Genomic DNA, 15226 nt, shown 5'->3' with positions numbered 1-15226 from the left:
GGCGGCGCTCACGCCCCCTCGGCCGGCTCCTCGTCGAACAGCCCCAAGTCCTCGGCGACGAGGTCGGCGAGCCGGTCTTTGATCGCCGGATCGACCTCCGCGACGGCCTCGCCGCCGTGTTTCTGGTCGTTGTGTTTATCGAGCGCGTCCGCGAGGTCGTCGAGGGGCACGCGGGTCTCCGTCTCGCACTCGTCGCACACGATCGGGACGGACGGCTCGTCGGTGGACATTACGCCGACAATCGCCCGTGGCGGATATATGCCTTCGGGCGGCGGGTCGAGACGGGCGCCCGGAGCCGGCGCCGCGAACCGCCACCGTCTACTGGGGGCGCCGCGCACTGCCCGTCATGGACGTTCTCGTGACGGGGGCCGCGGGCGGGATCGGCGGCGGCGTCGCGCGCTCGCTCGCCGCCGCCGGCCACGACGTGCTCGGCGTCGACCGCGACGCGGACGGGCTCGCCGACCTGCCCGAGGCGGTCGAGACCGCCGTCGTCGACCTCCGCGACGAGGCCGCCGTCCGCGACCTGCTCGCCGACCGTCCCCTGGACACCGTCGTCTCCTGCGTCGGCGGCTACGAGATCGCGGCAGTCGAGGACGCCTCGGTCGAGGCGTTCCGGCGACAGCTAGAGACGAACCTGACCGCGGTCCACGTGACCGTCTCCGCGGCGCTCCCGACGCTCCGCGAGCGCGGCGGACGGGTCGTGGTCGTCGGGTCGATGGTCGGGTCGGTCGCGCTGCCGTACCACGGCGCGTACAGCGCCGCGAAGGCGGGGCTCGACGGCTACGTCGACGCGCTCCGCCGGGAGGTCGCGCCCCGCGGGGTCGACGTGGCGCTCGTCGAGCCCGGTCCCGTCCGGACCGGCTTCAACGAGCGGGCGGCCGCCGCGGTCGAGGCCGCCGACGGCGACGGGCCGTACGCCGCCGCATACCGCGCGTTCGAGGGGTACTCCCCGGCGGCCACGGACGTCGAGACCGTCGTCGAGCGCGTGGTGACGGCGACGACCGCCGACCGACCGCGAACGCGGTATCGGGTGAGCCGCCGAGCGCGGTGGCTACCGCGGCTCGGTCGCGTCCTCCCCGACCGGCTGTACGACCGGCTCGTCCGCGCCGGGCTCCCCGGCGGACTCCTGTGGCGGCTGCTTCACCGGTGAGTCGCGGGGCGTCGCCGCTCACCGCCGACCAGGGAATCAGTCGTCGGCCGCGCCGGACGCCCCCTCCGACTCCTCCGCGTCGTCCGCGGTCTCGGCCTCGCCGGGGGCGCCCCCGGACTCCGACGGCGCGTCCGCATCGTCCGCCCGCGCGTAGAACTCCTCTGGGGAGGCGTCGATCCGCTCGAACTCGCCGAAGTCGCGCTCGTGGTGGCGGATCATCTGTTCGACGATCCACGCGCTGTACCGCTCCGAGAACGCCCAGTCGGCGTCCGCGTCGTCGACCTCGAACCGGCCGTCTGTGGCGAGCGCGGCGTACAGGTGGTAGAAGCCGAGGACTACGTCGCCGAAGTCCCGCGCCTCGCCGCCGATCTCGCGGCGCTTCTCGGCGAGTTCCTCGCGGCCCGCGTCGGTGAGCGCGAAGTACTTGCGGTCGGGCTCGTCCGCGCGCTCGACGCGCTCGGCGACGCCCTCCTCCTCGAACTTGTAGAGGATCGGGTAGACGGAGCCGTAGGAGGGCTCCCAGTGGCCGCCGCTGATCTCGGTTATCTCGCCGAGCAGCTCGTACCCGTATCGCGGGCGTTCGTCGAGCAGCTCCAAGACGAGGTACGAGATCAGTCCTTTCGGCGGGCCGCTTTTCCGCATCGTCCCGACTTTTCGGGGTCGCGTCGAAAGGGTTTCGGTCACGGCGACGGCGAGCGGCGCGAGTCGCGACGACCGGAGCGGTTCGCGGGCGTCGGTGACCCGAGCGGACGGGGGCGGGTGTGATGCGCTAATAATATGAATCGCGGTGGCGCGTGCCTGCGAGCGGCCCTTGGCCGCGAGGAGCACGCGCGAGGGGGTCGGGCGCGACGAGGGCGACCGACGGGAGCCCGAAGACGCGCCCGACGAGGCTGGGGAGGTGTGAGGTGCGGTCGCGGGCGGGACTCGAAGGGGCAGTCGGGAGGCGGCCGCAGGCGACGCGAGCACCGCAGGAACGAACGGAGTGAGTGACGAGGAGCGCGGCGAGCGTGCGACCGCCTCCCGACTGGGGCTTCGGGATGTTCGTGCCGATCGACCGGTCATAAGAACTCACGTACTGCCGAGCGGCTGGGGCTTCGAAACCACTGGTGCCGGCTTCGACTCGGGCACGACCGGGGACGAGCCGACGGATTACAGCGCGTCGGGACGACCCGCAAACCCCTAAGTCGCGCGGCCCGAACCCGACGTATGGTCGAGGCTCCACAGACCGCCGAAGGGTGGTTCTCGCTGCACGACTTCCGATCGATCGACTGGGACGCCTGGCGCGAGGCGCCCGAGTCTGAGCGGCAGCGAGCGATCGAGGAGGGCGAGGCCTTCCTGAAACACCGCGAGCTGGTCGCCGACGCCGAGGACGGCGAGTCGGCGCTGTTCTCGGTGCTGGGACACAAGGCGGACCTCCTCTTCCTCCACTTCCGGCCGTCGCTCGACGACCTCTCCGCGATCGAGCGCCGCTTCGAGGACACCGCGCTCGCGAAGTTCACCGAGCGCGAGACCTCCTACGTCTCCGTCACAGAGGTGTCTGGCTACGTCTCGGACGACTACTTCGAGGAGGGCGCCGACGCCGTCGACGAGGGGCTCAAGCGGTACATCGAGGGCAAGCTGAAGCCCGACATCCCCGACGAGGAGTACGTCAGCTTCTACCCGATGAGCAAGCGCCGCGGCGAGGAACACAACTGGTACGATCTTGACTTCGAGGAGCGCGCCGAGCTGATGGCGGGCCACGGCGAGGTCGGCAAGGAGTACGCCGGCAAGATCAAGCAGGTGATCGCCTCCTCCGTCGGCTTCGACGACCACGAGTGGGGCGTCACGCTGTTCGGCGCGGACCCGACCGACATCAAGGACATCGTCTACGAGATGCGGTTCGACCCGGCCTCCTCCCGCTACGGCGAGTTCGGCGACTTCTACGTCGGCCGGCGGTTCCCGCCGCGCGACCTCGACGCCTTCCTCGGCGGCGAGACGGTCCCGACCGGGCGCGTCCCCGAGCAGGACAGCGCCGGCCACCCGCACGGCGAGGGCGGTCACGGCGAGGGCGGTCACGGCGACGACGCGCACGGTCACGGTCAGGGCCACGACCATTCGGGTGCGGGCGGCGGCTCCGCGCACGGCGACCACCCCCACGGCGAGGGGGAGGCCGGCGGCGAGGGCGACCACCCCCACGGCGAGGACGAGGGCGACGGCGGGGCCTCGGACGAGGATATCCGCGGCGAGCTCGCCGACCTCGACATCTACGCCGGGAAGCCGCACGGCGAGGACGTGTACGCCACCGTGCTGTACAGCGAGGCCGACGTGGACGAGCTGTTCGACGAGGTCGAGGGGCTCCGCGGCAACTTCGACCACTACGGCACCCACGTCAAGACCGCGGTGTACGAGGGGCGCCACACCGACCGCGCCGCCGTCGTCTCGATCTGGGACACCGCGTCGGCGGCGGAGACCGCGGCGGGGTTCCTCTCGGAGCTGCCCGACATCGTCGCCCGCGCCGGCGAGGAGTCCGGCTTCGGCACGATGGGGATGTTCTACACCGTCAAGCCCGACTACCAGACGGAGTTCGTCGACACCTTCGACGACGTGGGCGACCTGCTCGCCGAGATGGACGGCCACGTCGAGACCGACCTGATGGTGAACACCGAAGACGAGAACGACATGTTCATCGCCAGCCAGTGGAACGCGAAGGAGGACGCGATGGGCTTCTTCCGGTCCGACGAGTTCTCCGAGACCGTCCAGTGGGGCCGCGACGTGCTCGCCGACCGCCCGCGCCACGTCTTCCTGGCGTAGCGGCGCCCGACTGGCGAGGATTTTTATACATAGTCGGCGGCGAACCGTCGGCGTGTCCGCCGACCGCGTGCGCTTCCGCCGACCGCCGGGTTTTAGGTGTCGTTGCGGCGAACGGGTGGCCATGTTCGACACCATCGTGGTCGCGACCGACGGCTCCGACAGCGTTCAACGGGCCGTCTCGGTCGCGGTCGACGTGGCGGCGCGGTTCGACGCCGAGGTCCACGCGGTGTACGTCGTCGACGCCGGCGAGGTGGAGTCGTCGCCCGACACGGTCCGGGAGGATCTCCGCGACGCGCTCGACGATCAGGGGAGCGACGCGCTCGACCGCGTCGCGGACGCGGCCCACGACCGCGACGGCGACCTCGACGTGACCATCGAGGTCCGCGAGGGCCGTCCGGCCTCGGAGATCGACGCGTACGCTCGGTCTGCCGACGCGGACCTCGTCGCGATGGGCACCCGCGGCCGCCACGGCGAGAACCGCTTTCTCATCGGCTCCGTCGCCGAGCGCGTCGTCCGGACCTGCCCGGTCCCGGTGCTGACGGTCCGACAGCTGACCGACGAGGACCCTCGGCGGACGACGATCTGAGCGTCGCGAAGGCGACGCGACCGCCGCTCGCCGCGAGAGCGGCGGAGTTTTCCGGCTGCCGCCCGCCTCGACGGTATGGACGACGACCTCATCGAGACGGGGGATGCCCCCCGGTCGCGGTACACGAAGCTGCCGGGGAAGGGCTTCTTTTACCCGGACTCGCTGGACGACGAACGCGCGGAGCGGCAGGCGAGGGAGGCGATCGAGGGCAGCGAGGCGGTCGTGATCGCCGACGGCGACGCCGACGGTCTCGCCTGCGCCGCGATGATCCGCGAGGCGTACGACGCCGCCCTCGACGTCGGACCCTTCGAGGACGCCGTCGCGGCCCGGCTCGAAGGCGAGAGCGGGAGCGACGAGCCGGACGAGCCCGCGGCGGACGACGAGGGGGAGGGCGACGACGACCCCCTCGGCGACGCCCACGCCGAGTCCCCGGTCGGGCTGGTCTCGGCGGGGCCGTACTCGATCGACACCGCGCTCGAACGCGTCGAAAAGTACGCCGACGACGGGATCGACCTGTTCGTCTGTGACCTCTGCCCCGACGACTACGAGTGGATCGCGGAGCCGTTAGCGGAGCTGGCTGACTCGACCGACGCGATCCGGTGGTTCGACCACCACCAGTGGGACGACGAGACCGCCGACGCGGTCCGCGAGGCCGGCGTCGACCTCGTCGTCGGCGAGTCGGACGAGGAGTGTACCGCCGACGTGACGCTCCGGTCGCTCGACTACGCCTTCGACGACCGCTGGGCCGAGCTCGCCGAGGTCACGCGCGACCACGACCTCTGGCTCAAGGAGGACCCTCGCTCCGACGACCTCGCCGACTACTCCTACTGGGCCGGCGCCGAGGAGTACGCGGCCGTCGTCGGCGCGTACGGCGTCGACCTCCCGGAAGCGGTGCGGTCGTTCGTCGCGGAGCGCCGGGTCGAGAAGGAGGCGCGCATCGACCTCGCGGTCGACCGCGCGGTCACGCATGAGGTCGGCGACTGGCGCGTCGCGGTCACCTACGGCCGCTGCTCGCAGAACGAGGTCGCGGAGCGCCTCCGCGAGGCGGGGGCCGACGCCGCCGTGATCGTCAAGCCCGCCGGCTCCGCCTCGATCCGGGGGTCGGACGACTTCCGGCACGCCCACGAGGTCGCCGGCCGAGTGAACGGCGGCGGGCACCCGCAGGCGGCGGGCTGTAAGCCCGACATCTACGACGACATGCTGGACTACGCCCACCACTGGAGCACCGAGGGACAGGCGTGTAAGCGCGTCATCCTCGCGGCGTTCGAGGCCGTCGCCGAGGAAGTCGAGGCCGAGGCGAGCGGCGCCGACGAGGCCGCGGCGGCCGAGTAGGACAATGGCCGGCATCTTCGTCGCCGGAGAGACGCTCGTCGACTTCGTGCCCGACTCCGGGGAGACGCTGCGGGAGGTCGACAGCTACGCCCACCGGCCCGGCGGCGCGCCCGCCAACGTCGCGGTCGGGCTCGCGCGGCTCGGCTCGCCGCCGGCGTTCTGGACGCGCCTCGGCGACGACGCGTTCGGCGACTTCCTCGCCGAGACGCTCGCCGCGGCGGAGATTCCGGAGACGCACGTCGAGCGCGTCGAGGGGAAGACGACGCTCGCCGTGGTGTCGCCGCCCGGCGAAGGCGGGCCGCGGTTCTCCTTCTACGGCGACCGCGACGCGACGTTCGGGTTCGACCCGGACGCAGTCCCGACCGAGGCGCTGACGGGCGACGACGGCGCGGCGTCGCCGGCGGGCGCGAGCGCGCCGCCGTGGGTCCACCTCGGCGGCGTGGCGCTGACGCACTTGCGGGGGCGGGCGGCCACCCGCGAGCTCCGCTCGGCGGCGACCGCCGCCGGGTGTCCCGTCTCGTTCGACGTGAACTACCGCTCCGACCTGGTGCCGCCGGAGACGGCGGAGGCGGCGTCGACCGCGGTCCGCGAGACGGTCGCCGAGAGCGGCGTCGTGCTGTGTAGCGACGAGGACGCCGCCGCGGCCGGACTGTCGACGAGCGAGGGCGGGGAACTGGCCCGCGACCTGCTCGCGCTCGGCCCCCACACCGTCGTCGTCACGCTCGGCCGCGACGGCGCGCTCGCGGTCAGTACCGACGACGCGCCATGGGGGGCCACGACGGTCCGGCACGACGGGTTCCCGGCGGAGGCGGTCGACGCGACCGGCGCCGGCGACGCGTTCACCGCGGGCCTGCTCTCGCGGCTCGCGGGGAGTGCCGAGTCTGAGTCCGGAGCCGACGCGGAGGCGCTCCGCGAGGCGGTCGGGTTCGGCAACGCGACCGCCGCGCTCTCGGTCCGGTCGGTCGGCGGGATGGGGTCGATCCCGTCGCGCGAGGAGGTGGAAGCGCTCCTCGCGGAACGGGAGTGAGAGGGAGAACGGCGGCGTCGAAGGGAAACGGAGGGGGAGCGCCGGAGAGCGCGGCGCTGCCTACGAGGCGGACGGCGACATCTCGATGTTGAGGCTCTTCTGGACGAGCTGGGTGAACGCCATCGAGCAGAGGAAGTACCAGAGGATCCACATTTGGATCGGGCCGACGATCCCCGTGTCCCAGGTGACGGTGCCCGCGAGCGGGACGACGAGCTCTTGGGCGGCGACGGCCGGGTACGCGGCCTCAGACCCGCGGTAGCCGATCACCCAGAACATCCAGAGGAACGCCGGAATGGTGAGGAACATGATCCACACCATCGGGCGGAACTGCTCTTTGAACATGCCGAGCTGGTCGCCCATCGCCTCCATCTGCTCTTCTTGGATCTCGTCGAGCGCCTCGTCGTCGTCGCGCTTCTCGGCCTCCTTCCGGCGCTCCTGGATGTCCTTCATCCGCTCCTGATACGCGCCCATCTTCTCCATGTCCATGAGCCCGGCGCGCAGCAGCGTCGAGTACATCCCCGTGCCGAGCGCGATGACCATGATGACGACGTAGAAGGGGACGACGTTCAGAAGGGGGCCGAGGACGACGTCGATGCCGCCGGCGATCGCGTTCCGGACCGGCGAGACCGCGTAGCCGACGAACGCGCCGAGCGTCGCCAGCCCGGCCAGCTTATCCCACTTCGACCAAGAGGTCGTCTCCGGCGTCTCAACGTCGCCGCCGCCCGAGTCGTCCTCCATCCCGGCCTCGATGTCGTCGCGGTCGGCAAGCGCGAAGCCCTCCTCGCCGTCGACGAGGATCTCCTTCTCGATGAGCCGGCCCCACTGTCCGCTGGTGATCTGGTCGCGGACGTCGACCCAACGCACCTCGCCGCCGCTAGCGTTGTCGAGGACGGTTTCGATGGCGTCCCGCATCTCGCCGTCCTCGCGGACCAGCGAGCGGACTCGCCGTTCGACTTTGCTCATTAGCGGCCGGTTAGCGGTCGACGGTTAAGAACCTTGTAGGATCGTCGCTCGGTCGGCCCCCGGCGTCGGTCGGACTGGCACCCGGCCACGCGGCGGATTGGTCCCCGGCCACGCGGCGGATTGGTCCCCGGCCACGCGGCGGATTAGCTCTCGACGACATCGCGGATCCGAGCGAAGACCTCGTCCGGGGTCGCCTCGCCGTCGACCTCGACGAGGACGCCCTCGTCGCGGAAGTGGTCGATCACGGGCTCGGTGTTGTCGTAGAACACGTCGAGCCGCTCGCGGGCGGTCTCCTCGGTGTCGTCCTCGCGCTGGATCAGCTCGCCGCCGCACTCGTCGCAGACGCCCGGCTCCTCGGGCGGCTGGAAGTCGACGTGGTAGTTCGCGCCGCAGTCGTCGCAGACGCGGCGCCCGGTGAGCCGGTCGACGAGCACTTCCTCGTCGACGTCGAGGAGGATGACGGCGTCGAGGTCGGTGATCTCCGAGAGGTACTCCGCCTGATCGAGGTTGCGCGGGTAGCCGTCGAGGACGAACCCGTCGGCGTCGCCGATCGCGGCCTCGACGATCTCGTTGACTACCGGGTCCGGCACCAGCTCGCCCGCCTCCATGAACGAGCGCGGCGTGCCGTACTCCGTCTCCATGTCCTTGTTCGCGCGGAGCGCGTCGCCGGTCGTGACGTGCTCGACGCCGTACGCGTCGGCCAGCTTCGCGCTCTGCGTCCCTTTCCCGGCACCCGGCGCCCCCAGCAGCAGAATTCGGTGACTCATATCGGAGCGGTCGCGGGCCGCCCCTAAAGGCTTGAAGATTCCGGCCAACCCTACTCGTCGGCGTCGGACTCGTCGGGGGTCGCGGACGCGTCTCCCTCCGCGGCCGTCTCCCCGTCGGCGCGCAGCCGCAGCCCCATCTCCAGCTCGAAGCTCTCGGCGTCGGAGGTCTCGAAGCCGATCTTCTTGTACAAGGAGACGGCGGCGCGGTTCCACCGCTCCACCGTGAGCCACACCTTCTCGACGCCGTTCGCCTGCCCGTGGCCGAGCAGTCCGCGGATGAGGTGGGTGCCGATCCCGGCACGCTGGTACTCCTGATGGACGAAGATCGCCAGCTCGTAGGCGTCGCCGTCGGGGACGAGCGTCGCGTGGCCGGCGGCCGCGTCGTCGCACCAGGCGATCACGTTGTAGCAGTCGTCGGCGAGGATGGCGTCGAGCCACTCGCGGATGCGCTCCTCGCCGCCGGGCGGGATCCCCTGCGCGCGGTCCGCCGGGTCGAAGGCGTCGTACATCTCGACGAGCGACTCCCTGGCCGCCGGGTCGCCCTCGTACGGCCGGACCTCGATCCGGCGGTCCTCGCGGTCGGTGAACGCGGTCGGCGGCGGCGGGAACTCGTCCGCCACCGCGTCCGGGTAGCCTCGGTCGCTCATCTGACCAGCGTGACCGATGTCTTGGCGTTCAACAGGACGAACTCCGCGATCGACCCGATCGTGATCTTCCCCATCGGACTCGTGTGTCCGCCGCCCAAGACGATCTCCTCGAACCCCTCCGTCTCGGCGATGTCCACCAGCCGACTCCCGGGGTCGCCCTCGACGCGTCGCACCTCCGCGTCGATCGCCGCCTCCTCGACCGCCGCCTCGGCGCGCTCGACGACCTCGTCGGGGGACACTGAGGAGTCCTCGTTGTCCACCACCGCGATCGTCAGGTCGTCGCTCGCGACCGCCGCGCGCTCGACCGTCCGGTCGAGCGCGCGGAACGAGTCGTCGCTGCCGCCGATCCCGCAGAGCACCTTCATGCCCAACCCCTCCACGCGACGGTACAAAAGTGGATCTCCGAGCGGACCGCCACCGACAAGGCTTTTGTTCGCCCGCGGAGTGTCGCACGTATGAGCGATCCCTCCGGCTCGACGGCCGACTCGGCCGACGGGACCGGCGACGCCGCCACGGACCGGTCACTCTCCGACGACGACGGCGACCCCGATCCGCACGCCGGCGACGAACCGGACGCGGAGACGACCGCCGGGGCGTCGGGGGCGTCCGGAGACGAGGCGGACGCGACCGACGACGTGCCGCGGGATGTCCGCAAGTACGAGCGGTTCAAGAAGATGGACGGCGCGCGCTACGAGCGCGTCAACGAGTTCCTCCGCGACCGGACGTACATCACCGCCCGCGAGTGGGCGATCGCCCGGCTCTGCGCCGACTTCCGGACGGAGACCGGCGTCGAGATGACGAAGATCGGCGAGAACCTCCCGGAGCTCATCCCCTTCATGACCGACACGTACACGCCGCAGGCGGTGAACCAGGCGCGCTACTCTTTCGAGGAGAAGGTGACGAAGGCGGGGGCGACGTTTCTCTACGGCGCGATGTCCGGGTTCTTCACCGCCGAGGACTTAGACGAGATGATGTACGAGGTGACCGAGGTCGCGAAGTTCCTCCTGGAGGTCGAGGGCGTCGACCTCGCCGTCGCCGACGAGTTGGAGGCCGAAGACAGGATCAGCGAGGTGATGCGCGAGGTGCGAGCCTCCTCGGCCGACCTCCGGGGCGAGGAGGTGCGCTGCCCCGAGTGCGGCCACGTCCACGAGCCGGCAGAAGAGTGACCATGGACCACTTTCCGGAAGCGATCAACGCGACGCCCGACCCGACCCTCGTCGTCGACGGCGACGGGGTCGTCCACGCCGGGACGCCGAGCGTTGAGACAGTGTTCGGGCTCGATCCGGACGACCTCTCCGGCCGAGCGATCGGCGACGTCTTCGAGGATCCGACCGAACTGGACTGGGGACGCGTCGCGTCGCCGCCCCCCGTCGCCGACCGAGACGACGGCGAAGCGGGCGCAGCCGGAGGCGCGGAGGGGGTTGCGCCGGGGGGTGCCGAGGGGAGCGCACCCGGAGACGGCGAGGAGAGTGCCCCCCTTGGCGGCGAGGAGGCGAGAGCCGAACGAGACGGGTCTCGACACGACGTGACGGCGCTGATCGAGACGACGCGCGCCGGCGAGGCGCGGTCGATGGCGGACGGGTTCGAACTGGCCGTGCGCCGCGGGGACGGCGTCCTCGTCCCGGTTCGGGTCAGCGTCGGCCCGTTCGAGCTCGGTGGCGACCCGTACGCGGTCGTCACGGCGATCGACGTCACGAACGAGCGAACGCGGCGGCTGGCGCTCCAGCGCCGCACGAAGACGCTCGAATCCCTCCACGAGGCGACCAGAGAGCTGCTGAAGACGACCGACAGGGAGACGGCCGCCGAGGCGGCGGTGTCGTACGTCGACGACGTGCTGGGCCACCCGATCGCCGCGATATGGCTGTACGACGAGCGGGAAAACGCGCTCGAACCGATCGTCTGGACGGACACCGCGGACGACGTCGTCGGCGAGCATCCGACGTTCGCGGCCGACGAGCCGAGCATCACCTGGGAGGTCTTCGAGAGCGGCGAGCCGACGTACGTCGCGGACGTCCACGACGACCCCGACCGCCACAGCGACGACGCCACGATCCGGAGCGAGCTCGTCGTCCCGCTCGGGCGGTACGGCGTGTTGAACGTCGGCGCGACGGCCCCGGAGGCCTTCGACGACTCCGACCTCGCGGTGGCGCGCATCTGGGCGGCGACGGTGACGATGGTGCTGGTCCGCATCGAGCGCGAGCGGCAGCTCCGGCGGCGCGAGGCGGAGATCGCGCGCGAGCGCGACCGGTTAGAGGAGTTCGCCAGCCTCGTGTCGCACGACCTCCGAAGTCCGCTCAACGTCGCCACTGGAAACCTCGAGATCGTCACGGAGCGGCTCGCGGAGGAGTCGGTCGACGTGGAGGAGCTGGGCGCGGTCGAGCGCTCGCTCGACCGGATGGACGTGCTCATCGAGGACCTGCTCGCGCTGGCGCGGCAGGGCGCCAGCATCGACGAGACCGAGCCCGTCGCGCTGCCCGACCTCGTCGCGGAGTGCTGGGAGACCGTCGACACCGAGTCGGCGACGATCGCGGTCGAGACGGACGCCGTCGTCGCCGCGGACCGCAGCCGCCTGCGACAGGCCCTCGAGAACCTCATCGCCAACGCGGTCGCCCACGCCGGACCCGACGTGGCGGTCACGGTCGGGGCGCTCGACGACGGCTTCTACCTCGAAGACGACGGCCCCGGCGTCGACCCCGGAGACCGCGGAGAGGTGTTCGAGGCGGGCGTGACGACGGACCACGACGGGACCGGGTTCGGACTGAAGATCGTCGCCGAGGTCGCGGAGGCGCACGGCTGGGCGGTCGAGCTCGCCGAGAGCGAGGCCGGCGGGGCCCGGTTCGAGTTCCGCGGCGTCGACCTCGACCCGGGCGACGGGTAGGCGGGCGGAGGCGCGGGCCGAGCGCGCCCGTCAGTCGTCGGCGGGCGCCGCGCCGGCCGGGTCGAGCCCGTCGCCGTGACCCGGGACGGTGCCGTCGTCGTTCCAGCCGCGGAGCGCGTAGTACTCGGAGAGCGCCGCGTCGAACCCGTCGATGGCGTCGGCGTACGGGAGCGTGTCGTCGCTCCGGTCGAAGCCGCGGGCGTTGTTGAACGCGCGCTCTAACTCGACGACCCGGGCGCCGAGCGACTGGAGGTCGTCGTAGTCGGCGTCGAGCAGCGCCGCGAGCCGGTCGTCGGTCACGGTTCCCCGCGAGAACTTACAGACCACCGCCGAGTCGAGGACCGCGTTGCGGTTCTCCTTCGCGACGAGCTTCGGCGGCTTCCCGTCGAGGCCCTGCGGGTCGAACGCCTCGTCGGGGTCGACGAGCGGGTACTCGTACGGGTAAAACTCCCCGTACATGTGGTCCGCGCCGCGGTTCGCGGTCGCGAACGCGAGTCCCTGCCCGTTGAGCGCGCGGCCGTCGTGGCCGGAGAAGGCCATCCCCTTGACCGTCCAGTCGTCCGCGCCGAACTCCTCGTGTGCGCGGTGGACGCCCTCCGCGAGCTTGTCGCCGACGCCCTCGCGATAGGCGATCTGCTCGACGAGCGAGCGGACGAGGTCCGCGTTGCCGAACTCGTCTTCGCTCTCTAAGAACATGGAGACGACGTCGCCACAGGAGATGGTGTCCATCCCGAGCTCGTCGCACAGCTCGTTGGCGCGCATCACGTCGACCACGTCGTCGACGCCCGCGTTCGAGCCGAACGCCATCACCGTCTCGAACTCCGGGCCCTCCGTCTCGACGCCGGTCGCCTCGTCGCGGGTGGGGAGCTTACAGGCGAACGCGCACTGCGAACAGGTCCCCTTCTCGTACTTCTTCTCCTCGACGCGGTCGCCGGAGATGCCCTCGACGCCCTCGAAGGAGGTCTCCGCGAAGTAGTACGACGGGAGGGCGTCGACCTCGTTCGCCAGCTCCGTCACGCTCGTCGTTCCCTGCCGTTTCATGATCGAGTCGGAGGTGGCCGCCTCGCGGTGGACCTCGGCCGCCTCGTCGGGCCAGTCGACCTCGATTTCGGCGTCCGCGTCGCCGGCGAACGTGAGCGCCTTCACGCCCTTCGCACCGAGGACGGCGCCCAGCCCGCCGCGGCCGAACGCCCGGGTGTCGGAGGTCATGACCGACGCGAAGCGGACCTCGTTCTCGCCCGCGGGTCCGACGCAGGCGACGTGTTCGGGACCGAGGTCGTGCGTCTCGGCGAGCCGATCGGAGACCGCCGACACCTCGGCCTGCTCCAGGTCGTCGACCGCCTCGAAGGTCACGTCCGGCTCGCCGTCCGGCCCGACCTCGCGGACGTGGACCGCGAGCAGGTCGTCGCTCACGCCCGTGATCTCGACGGCCGCGTACCCCGCGCCGGTGAAGTTTCGCGAGAGGAATCCCCCAGCGTTCGACGAGCAGAGGCCGTTCGTGAGCGGCGAGACGGCCGTGGCGGCCATCCGGCCGGTGTAGGAGGTCGTCGAGTACTGCATCGGACCCGTCGAGAGGAAGAGGCGGTTCTCCGGGCCGAGCGGGTCGGCGTCGAACGGGATCCGGTCGTACGCGAGCGACGTGTTGAGCCCGCGGCCGCCGACGAACGACGCCAGCCGGTCGTCGATCCGGGTCGTCGACGCGGTCCGCTCCGTCAGGTCGATCGTGAGGAGCGGGCCCTGTGCGTGTCTCATGGACGTACGGAGCGAGCGAGCGGCGATAAAACTCGGGGTGCGAGCGGCGCGTCCGTTACCACGGGGCGTCAGCGGTCGAGGACGTAGTGGGTCACGGCGTCGACGCCGGAGGCCGCCGTGTCGAGCGTGGCCACGCGGAACGCGTCGTCCGCGCCGTCGACCGGGATCGGGAGCCCGCCGGGGTTCACCCGGACGGTCCCGCCGTGCGCCTCGGCGCCGTGCGCGTGGGTGTGCCCGTGGAGCACGTAGTCGTAGTCGCCGCAGTCGACGACGAGGTCGCTCGTGCCGTGGGTGACCGCGACGTCGACGGCGTCACCCGCTCCGTCTCCGCCGCCGAACGAGAGCGCGGCAGCCTCGCCGTGGTAGGTGCCGAACTCCTCGACGGTCGACTCGACCGCCCACTCGCCGTCGTTGTTCCCGCGGACCGCGTGGAACGCGAAGTCGGCGTCGAACGGGGTCACTGAGAAGGGCGCGACGAAGTCGCCGCAGTGGACGACCGCGTCGACCCCCTCGCGCTCGAACAGCGAGACGGCCGCCTCGACCGCGGCCGAGTCGTCGTGCGTGTCTGAGACGATGCCGATCAGCATACCGGCCGGTCGGCGGCGCGCCACTTCAACCCCCGCCTACTCGCCAGTCAGCGCCTCGCTCGCGGGCGCGAAGTCGATGGTCTGCCCCCGACCCTTCTCGCTCGCGCGCTCGTACAGCATGTGCGCGGCCGCGACCGTCTCGACGCCGGTGCCGCCGGAGTCGAAGACTGTCACCGCGTCGTCGCTCGCCCGGCCGGGGTGGTCGCCCGCGACGACCGCGCCGAGGTCGGCGGCGATCCCCTCGCCCGCCTCGATCAGGCCGGCCTCGACCGCGGCGAGGTACGAGCCGGCGTCCTGCGTCGCGCGCGCCCTCAGGTCGGGGACGTACGTCGCCCGAGCGACGAGCTCGGGCGGGAGCTCGTTCTTCTCCGGGTCGTACTGGCCCATCGCCGTGACGTGAGTCCCCGGCTCCACGTCGGCGTCGGCGATCACGGGGTCGCTGGCGGTCGTCGCGGTGATGACCACGTCGGCCCCCGCCAGCGCGGCGCTCGCGCTCTCGACCGCGGTCACGTCGGCGGCGAGCCGGTCGCCGAAGTCAGCGGCGAACGCCTGGCGGTTCTCGCGGGTCGGCGAGAAGACGCGGACCGCCTCGAACTCGCGGACCGTGGCGGTCGTCGCGACCTGTCCGCGCGCCTGCGCGCCGCTCCCGCTCACGGCGCGCTCGGTCGCGTCCTCGCGGGCCAGCGCGTCGACCGTCACCGCGCCCGCGCCCCCGGGCCTGACCCGGCTCAGCCCACCGCCCTCCGC

At 71.6% G+C, this 15226-nt stretch carries 16 protein-coding genes; 7 read left to right on the top strand and 9 right to left on the bottom strand.

Translation table 11 applies throughout. The annotated features are described in order from the left end of the window. Positions 1–8 precede the first annotated feature (8 nt). The gene (locus B9G49_RS05225) at positions 9–230 is read right to left on the bottom strand and encodes a hypothetical protein (RefSeq protein ID WP_049930479.1); all 222 of its coding nucleotides are present in this window, start codon (positions 228–230) and stop codon (positions 9–11) included. Between the two features lie 116 nt (positions 231–346). On the opposite strand from B9G49_RS05225, the gene B9G49_RS05220 reads away from it, so the two are divergent. After that, positions 347–1150 carry an SDR family oxidoreductase gene (locus B9G49_RS05220; protein ID WP_198943814.1) on the top strand — a complete coding sequence of 268 codons (804 nt, stop codon included), beginning with the start codon at positions 347–349 and terminating at the stop codon, positions 1148–1150. 36 nt (positions 1151–1186) lie between these two features. Here the strand turns inward: B9G49_RS05220 and B9G49_RS05215 are convergent, their stop codons facing one another. Beyond that, positions 1187–1792 (bottom strand): PadR family transcriptional regulator, encoded by a 606-nt coding sequence (locus B9G49_RS05215; RefSeq protein ID WP_086215664.1) that lies wholly within the window; start codon positions 1790–1792, stop codon positions 1187–1189. A 564-nt stretch (positions 1793–2356) separates the two neighbouring features. Between B9G49_RS05215 and B9G49_RS05210 the strand changes: the two genes are divergently transcribed. The 4 genes from B9G49_RS05210 to B9G49_RS05195 all read left to right on the top strand — a co-directional run bounded on the left by B9G49_RS05210 (position 2357) and on the right by B9G49_RS05195 (position 6885). Continuing rightward, complete coding sequence (locus B9G49_RS05210; RefSeq protein ID WP_086215663.1) at positions 2357–3940, top strand: heme-binding protein; 1584 nt, start codon at positions 2357–2359, stop codon at positions 3938–3940. A 121-nt stretch (positions 3941–4061) separates the two neighbouring features. Continuing rightward, a complete protein-coding gene (locus tag B9G49_RS05205; protein ID WP_049930471.1) occupies positions 4062–4526 on the top strand; it encodes a universal stress protein in 465 nt (154 codons plus the stop codon). A gap of 75 nt (positions 4527–4601) precedes the next feature. After that, positions 4602–5858, top strand: coding sequence for a DHH family phosphoesterase (locus B9G49_RS05200; protein ID WP_086215662.1), 1257 nt, complete (start codon positions 4602–4604; stop codon positions 5856–5858). Between the two features lie 4 nt (positions 5859–5862). Beyond that, positions 5863–6885 carry a carbohydrate kinase family protein gene (locus B9G49_RS05195; protein ID WP_086215661.1) on the top strand — a complete coding sequence of 341 codons (1023 nt, stop codon included), beginning with the start codon at positions 5863–5865 and terminating at the stop codon, positions 6883–6885. A gap of 60 nt (positions 6886–6945) precedes the next feature. On the opposite strand, the gene B9G49_RS05190 is transcribed toward B9G49_RS05195, so the two are convergent. From B9G49_RS05190 to B9G49_RS05175, 4 genes are all read right to left on the bottom strand, one after another. Next, positions 6946–7848: a DUF106 domain-containing protein gene (locus B9G49_RS05190; RefSeq protein WP_049930467.1), complete on the bottom strand. Its 903-nt coding sequence runs from the start codon at positions 7846–7848 to the stop codon at positions 6946–6948. Positions 7849–7991: 143 nt separating this feature from the next. Then, positions 7992–8615 carry an adenylate kinase gene (locus B9G49_RS05185; RefSeq protein ID WP_049930465.1) on the bottom strand — a complete coding sequence of 208 codons (624 nt, stop codon included), beginning with the start codon at positions 8613–8615 and terminating at the stop codon, positions 7992–7994. Positions 8616–8665: 50 nt separating this feature from the next. Further along, positions 8666–9262 (bottom strand): GNAT family N-acetyltransferase, encoded by a 597-nt coding sequence (locus B9G49_RS05180; protein WP_049930463.1) that lies wholly within the window; start codon positions 9260–9262, stop codon positions 8666–8668. Then, positions 9259–9627 (bottom strand): universal stress protein, encoded by a 369-nt coding sequence (locus B9G49_RS05175; RefSeq protein WP_049930461.1) that lies wholly within the window; start codon positions 9625–9627, stop codon positions 9259–9261. Before B9G49_RS05175 ends, B9G49_RS05180 begins: the two co-directional genes overlap by 4 nt. A 90-nt stretch (positions 9628–9717) precedes the next feature. Here B9G49_RS05175 and B9G49_RS05170 point away from each other — a divergent pair, with 90 nt between their 5' ends. Continuing rightward, positions 9718–10428, top strand: coding sequence for a DUF5806 family protein (locus B9G49_RS05170; RefSeq protein WP_086215660.1), 711 nt, complete (start codon positions 9718–9720; stop codon positions 10426–10428). Continuing rightward, positions 10425–12140, top strand: a complete 1716-nt coding sequence (locus B9G49_RS05165) for a GAF domain-containing protein (RefSeq protein ID WP_086215659.1) — start codon at positions 10425–10427, stop codon at positions 12138–12140. The genes B9G49_RS05170 and B9G49_RS05165 overlap by 4 nt, the downstream gene beginning before the upstream one ends. 30 nt (positions 12141–12170) lie before the next feature. On the opposite strand, the gene B9G49_RS05160 is transcribed toward B9G49_RS05165, so the two are convergent. The 3 genes from B9G49_RS05160 to B9G49_RS05150 form a co-directional block, all read right to left on the bottom strand. Beyond that, positions 12171–13892, bottom strand: a complete 1722-nt coding sequence (locus B9G49_RS05160) for an aldehyde ferredoxin oxidoreductase family protein (RefSeq protein ID WP_086215658.1) — start codon at positions 13890–13892, stop codon at positions 12171–12173. Between the two features lie 68 nt (positions 13893–13960). Continuing rightward, positions 13961–14479, bottom strand: a complete 519-nt coding sequence (locus B9G49_RS05155) for a YfcE family phosphodiesterase (RefSeq protein ID WP_086215657.1) — start codon at positions 14477–14479, stop codon at positions 13961–13963. Positions 14480–14515: 36 nt separating this feature from the next. Then, positions 14516–15226, bottom strand: a 711-nt coding sequence (locus tag B9G49_RS05150) for an ornithine cyclodeaminase family protein (RefSeq protein WP_233125166.1), incomplete at its 5' end; no start/stop codon positions are given.

Source organism: Halorubrum sp. SD683 (genome assembly GCF_002135045.1).
Taxonomy (GTDB): domain Archaea; phylum Halobacteriota; class Halobacteria; order Halobacteriales; family Haloferacaceae; genus Halorubrum; species Halorubrum ezzemoulense.
This window is presented reverse-complemented; position numbering and strand designations above follow the sequence as displayed.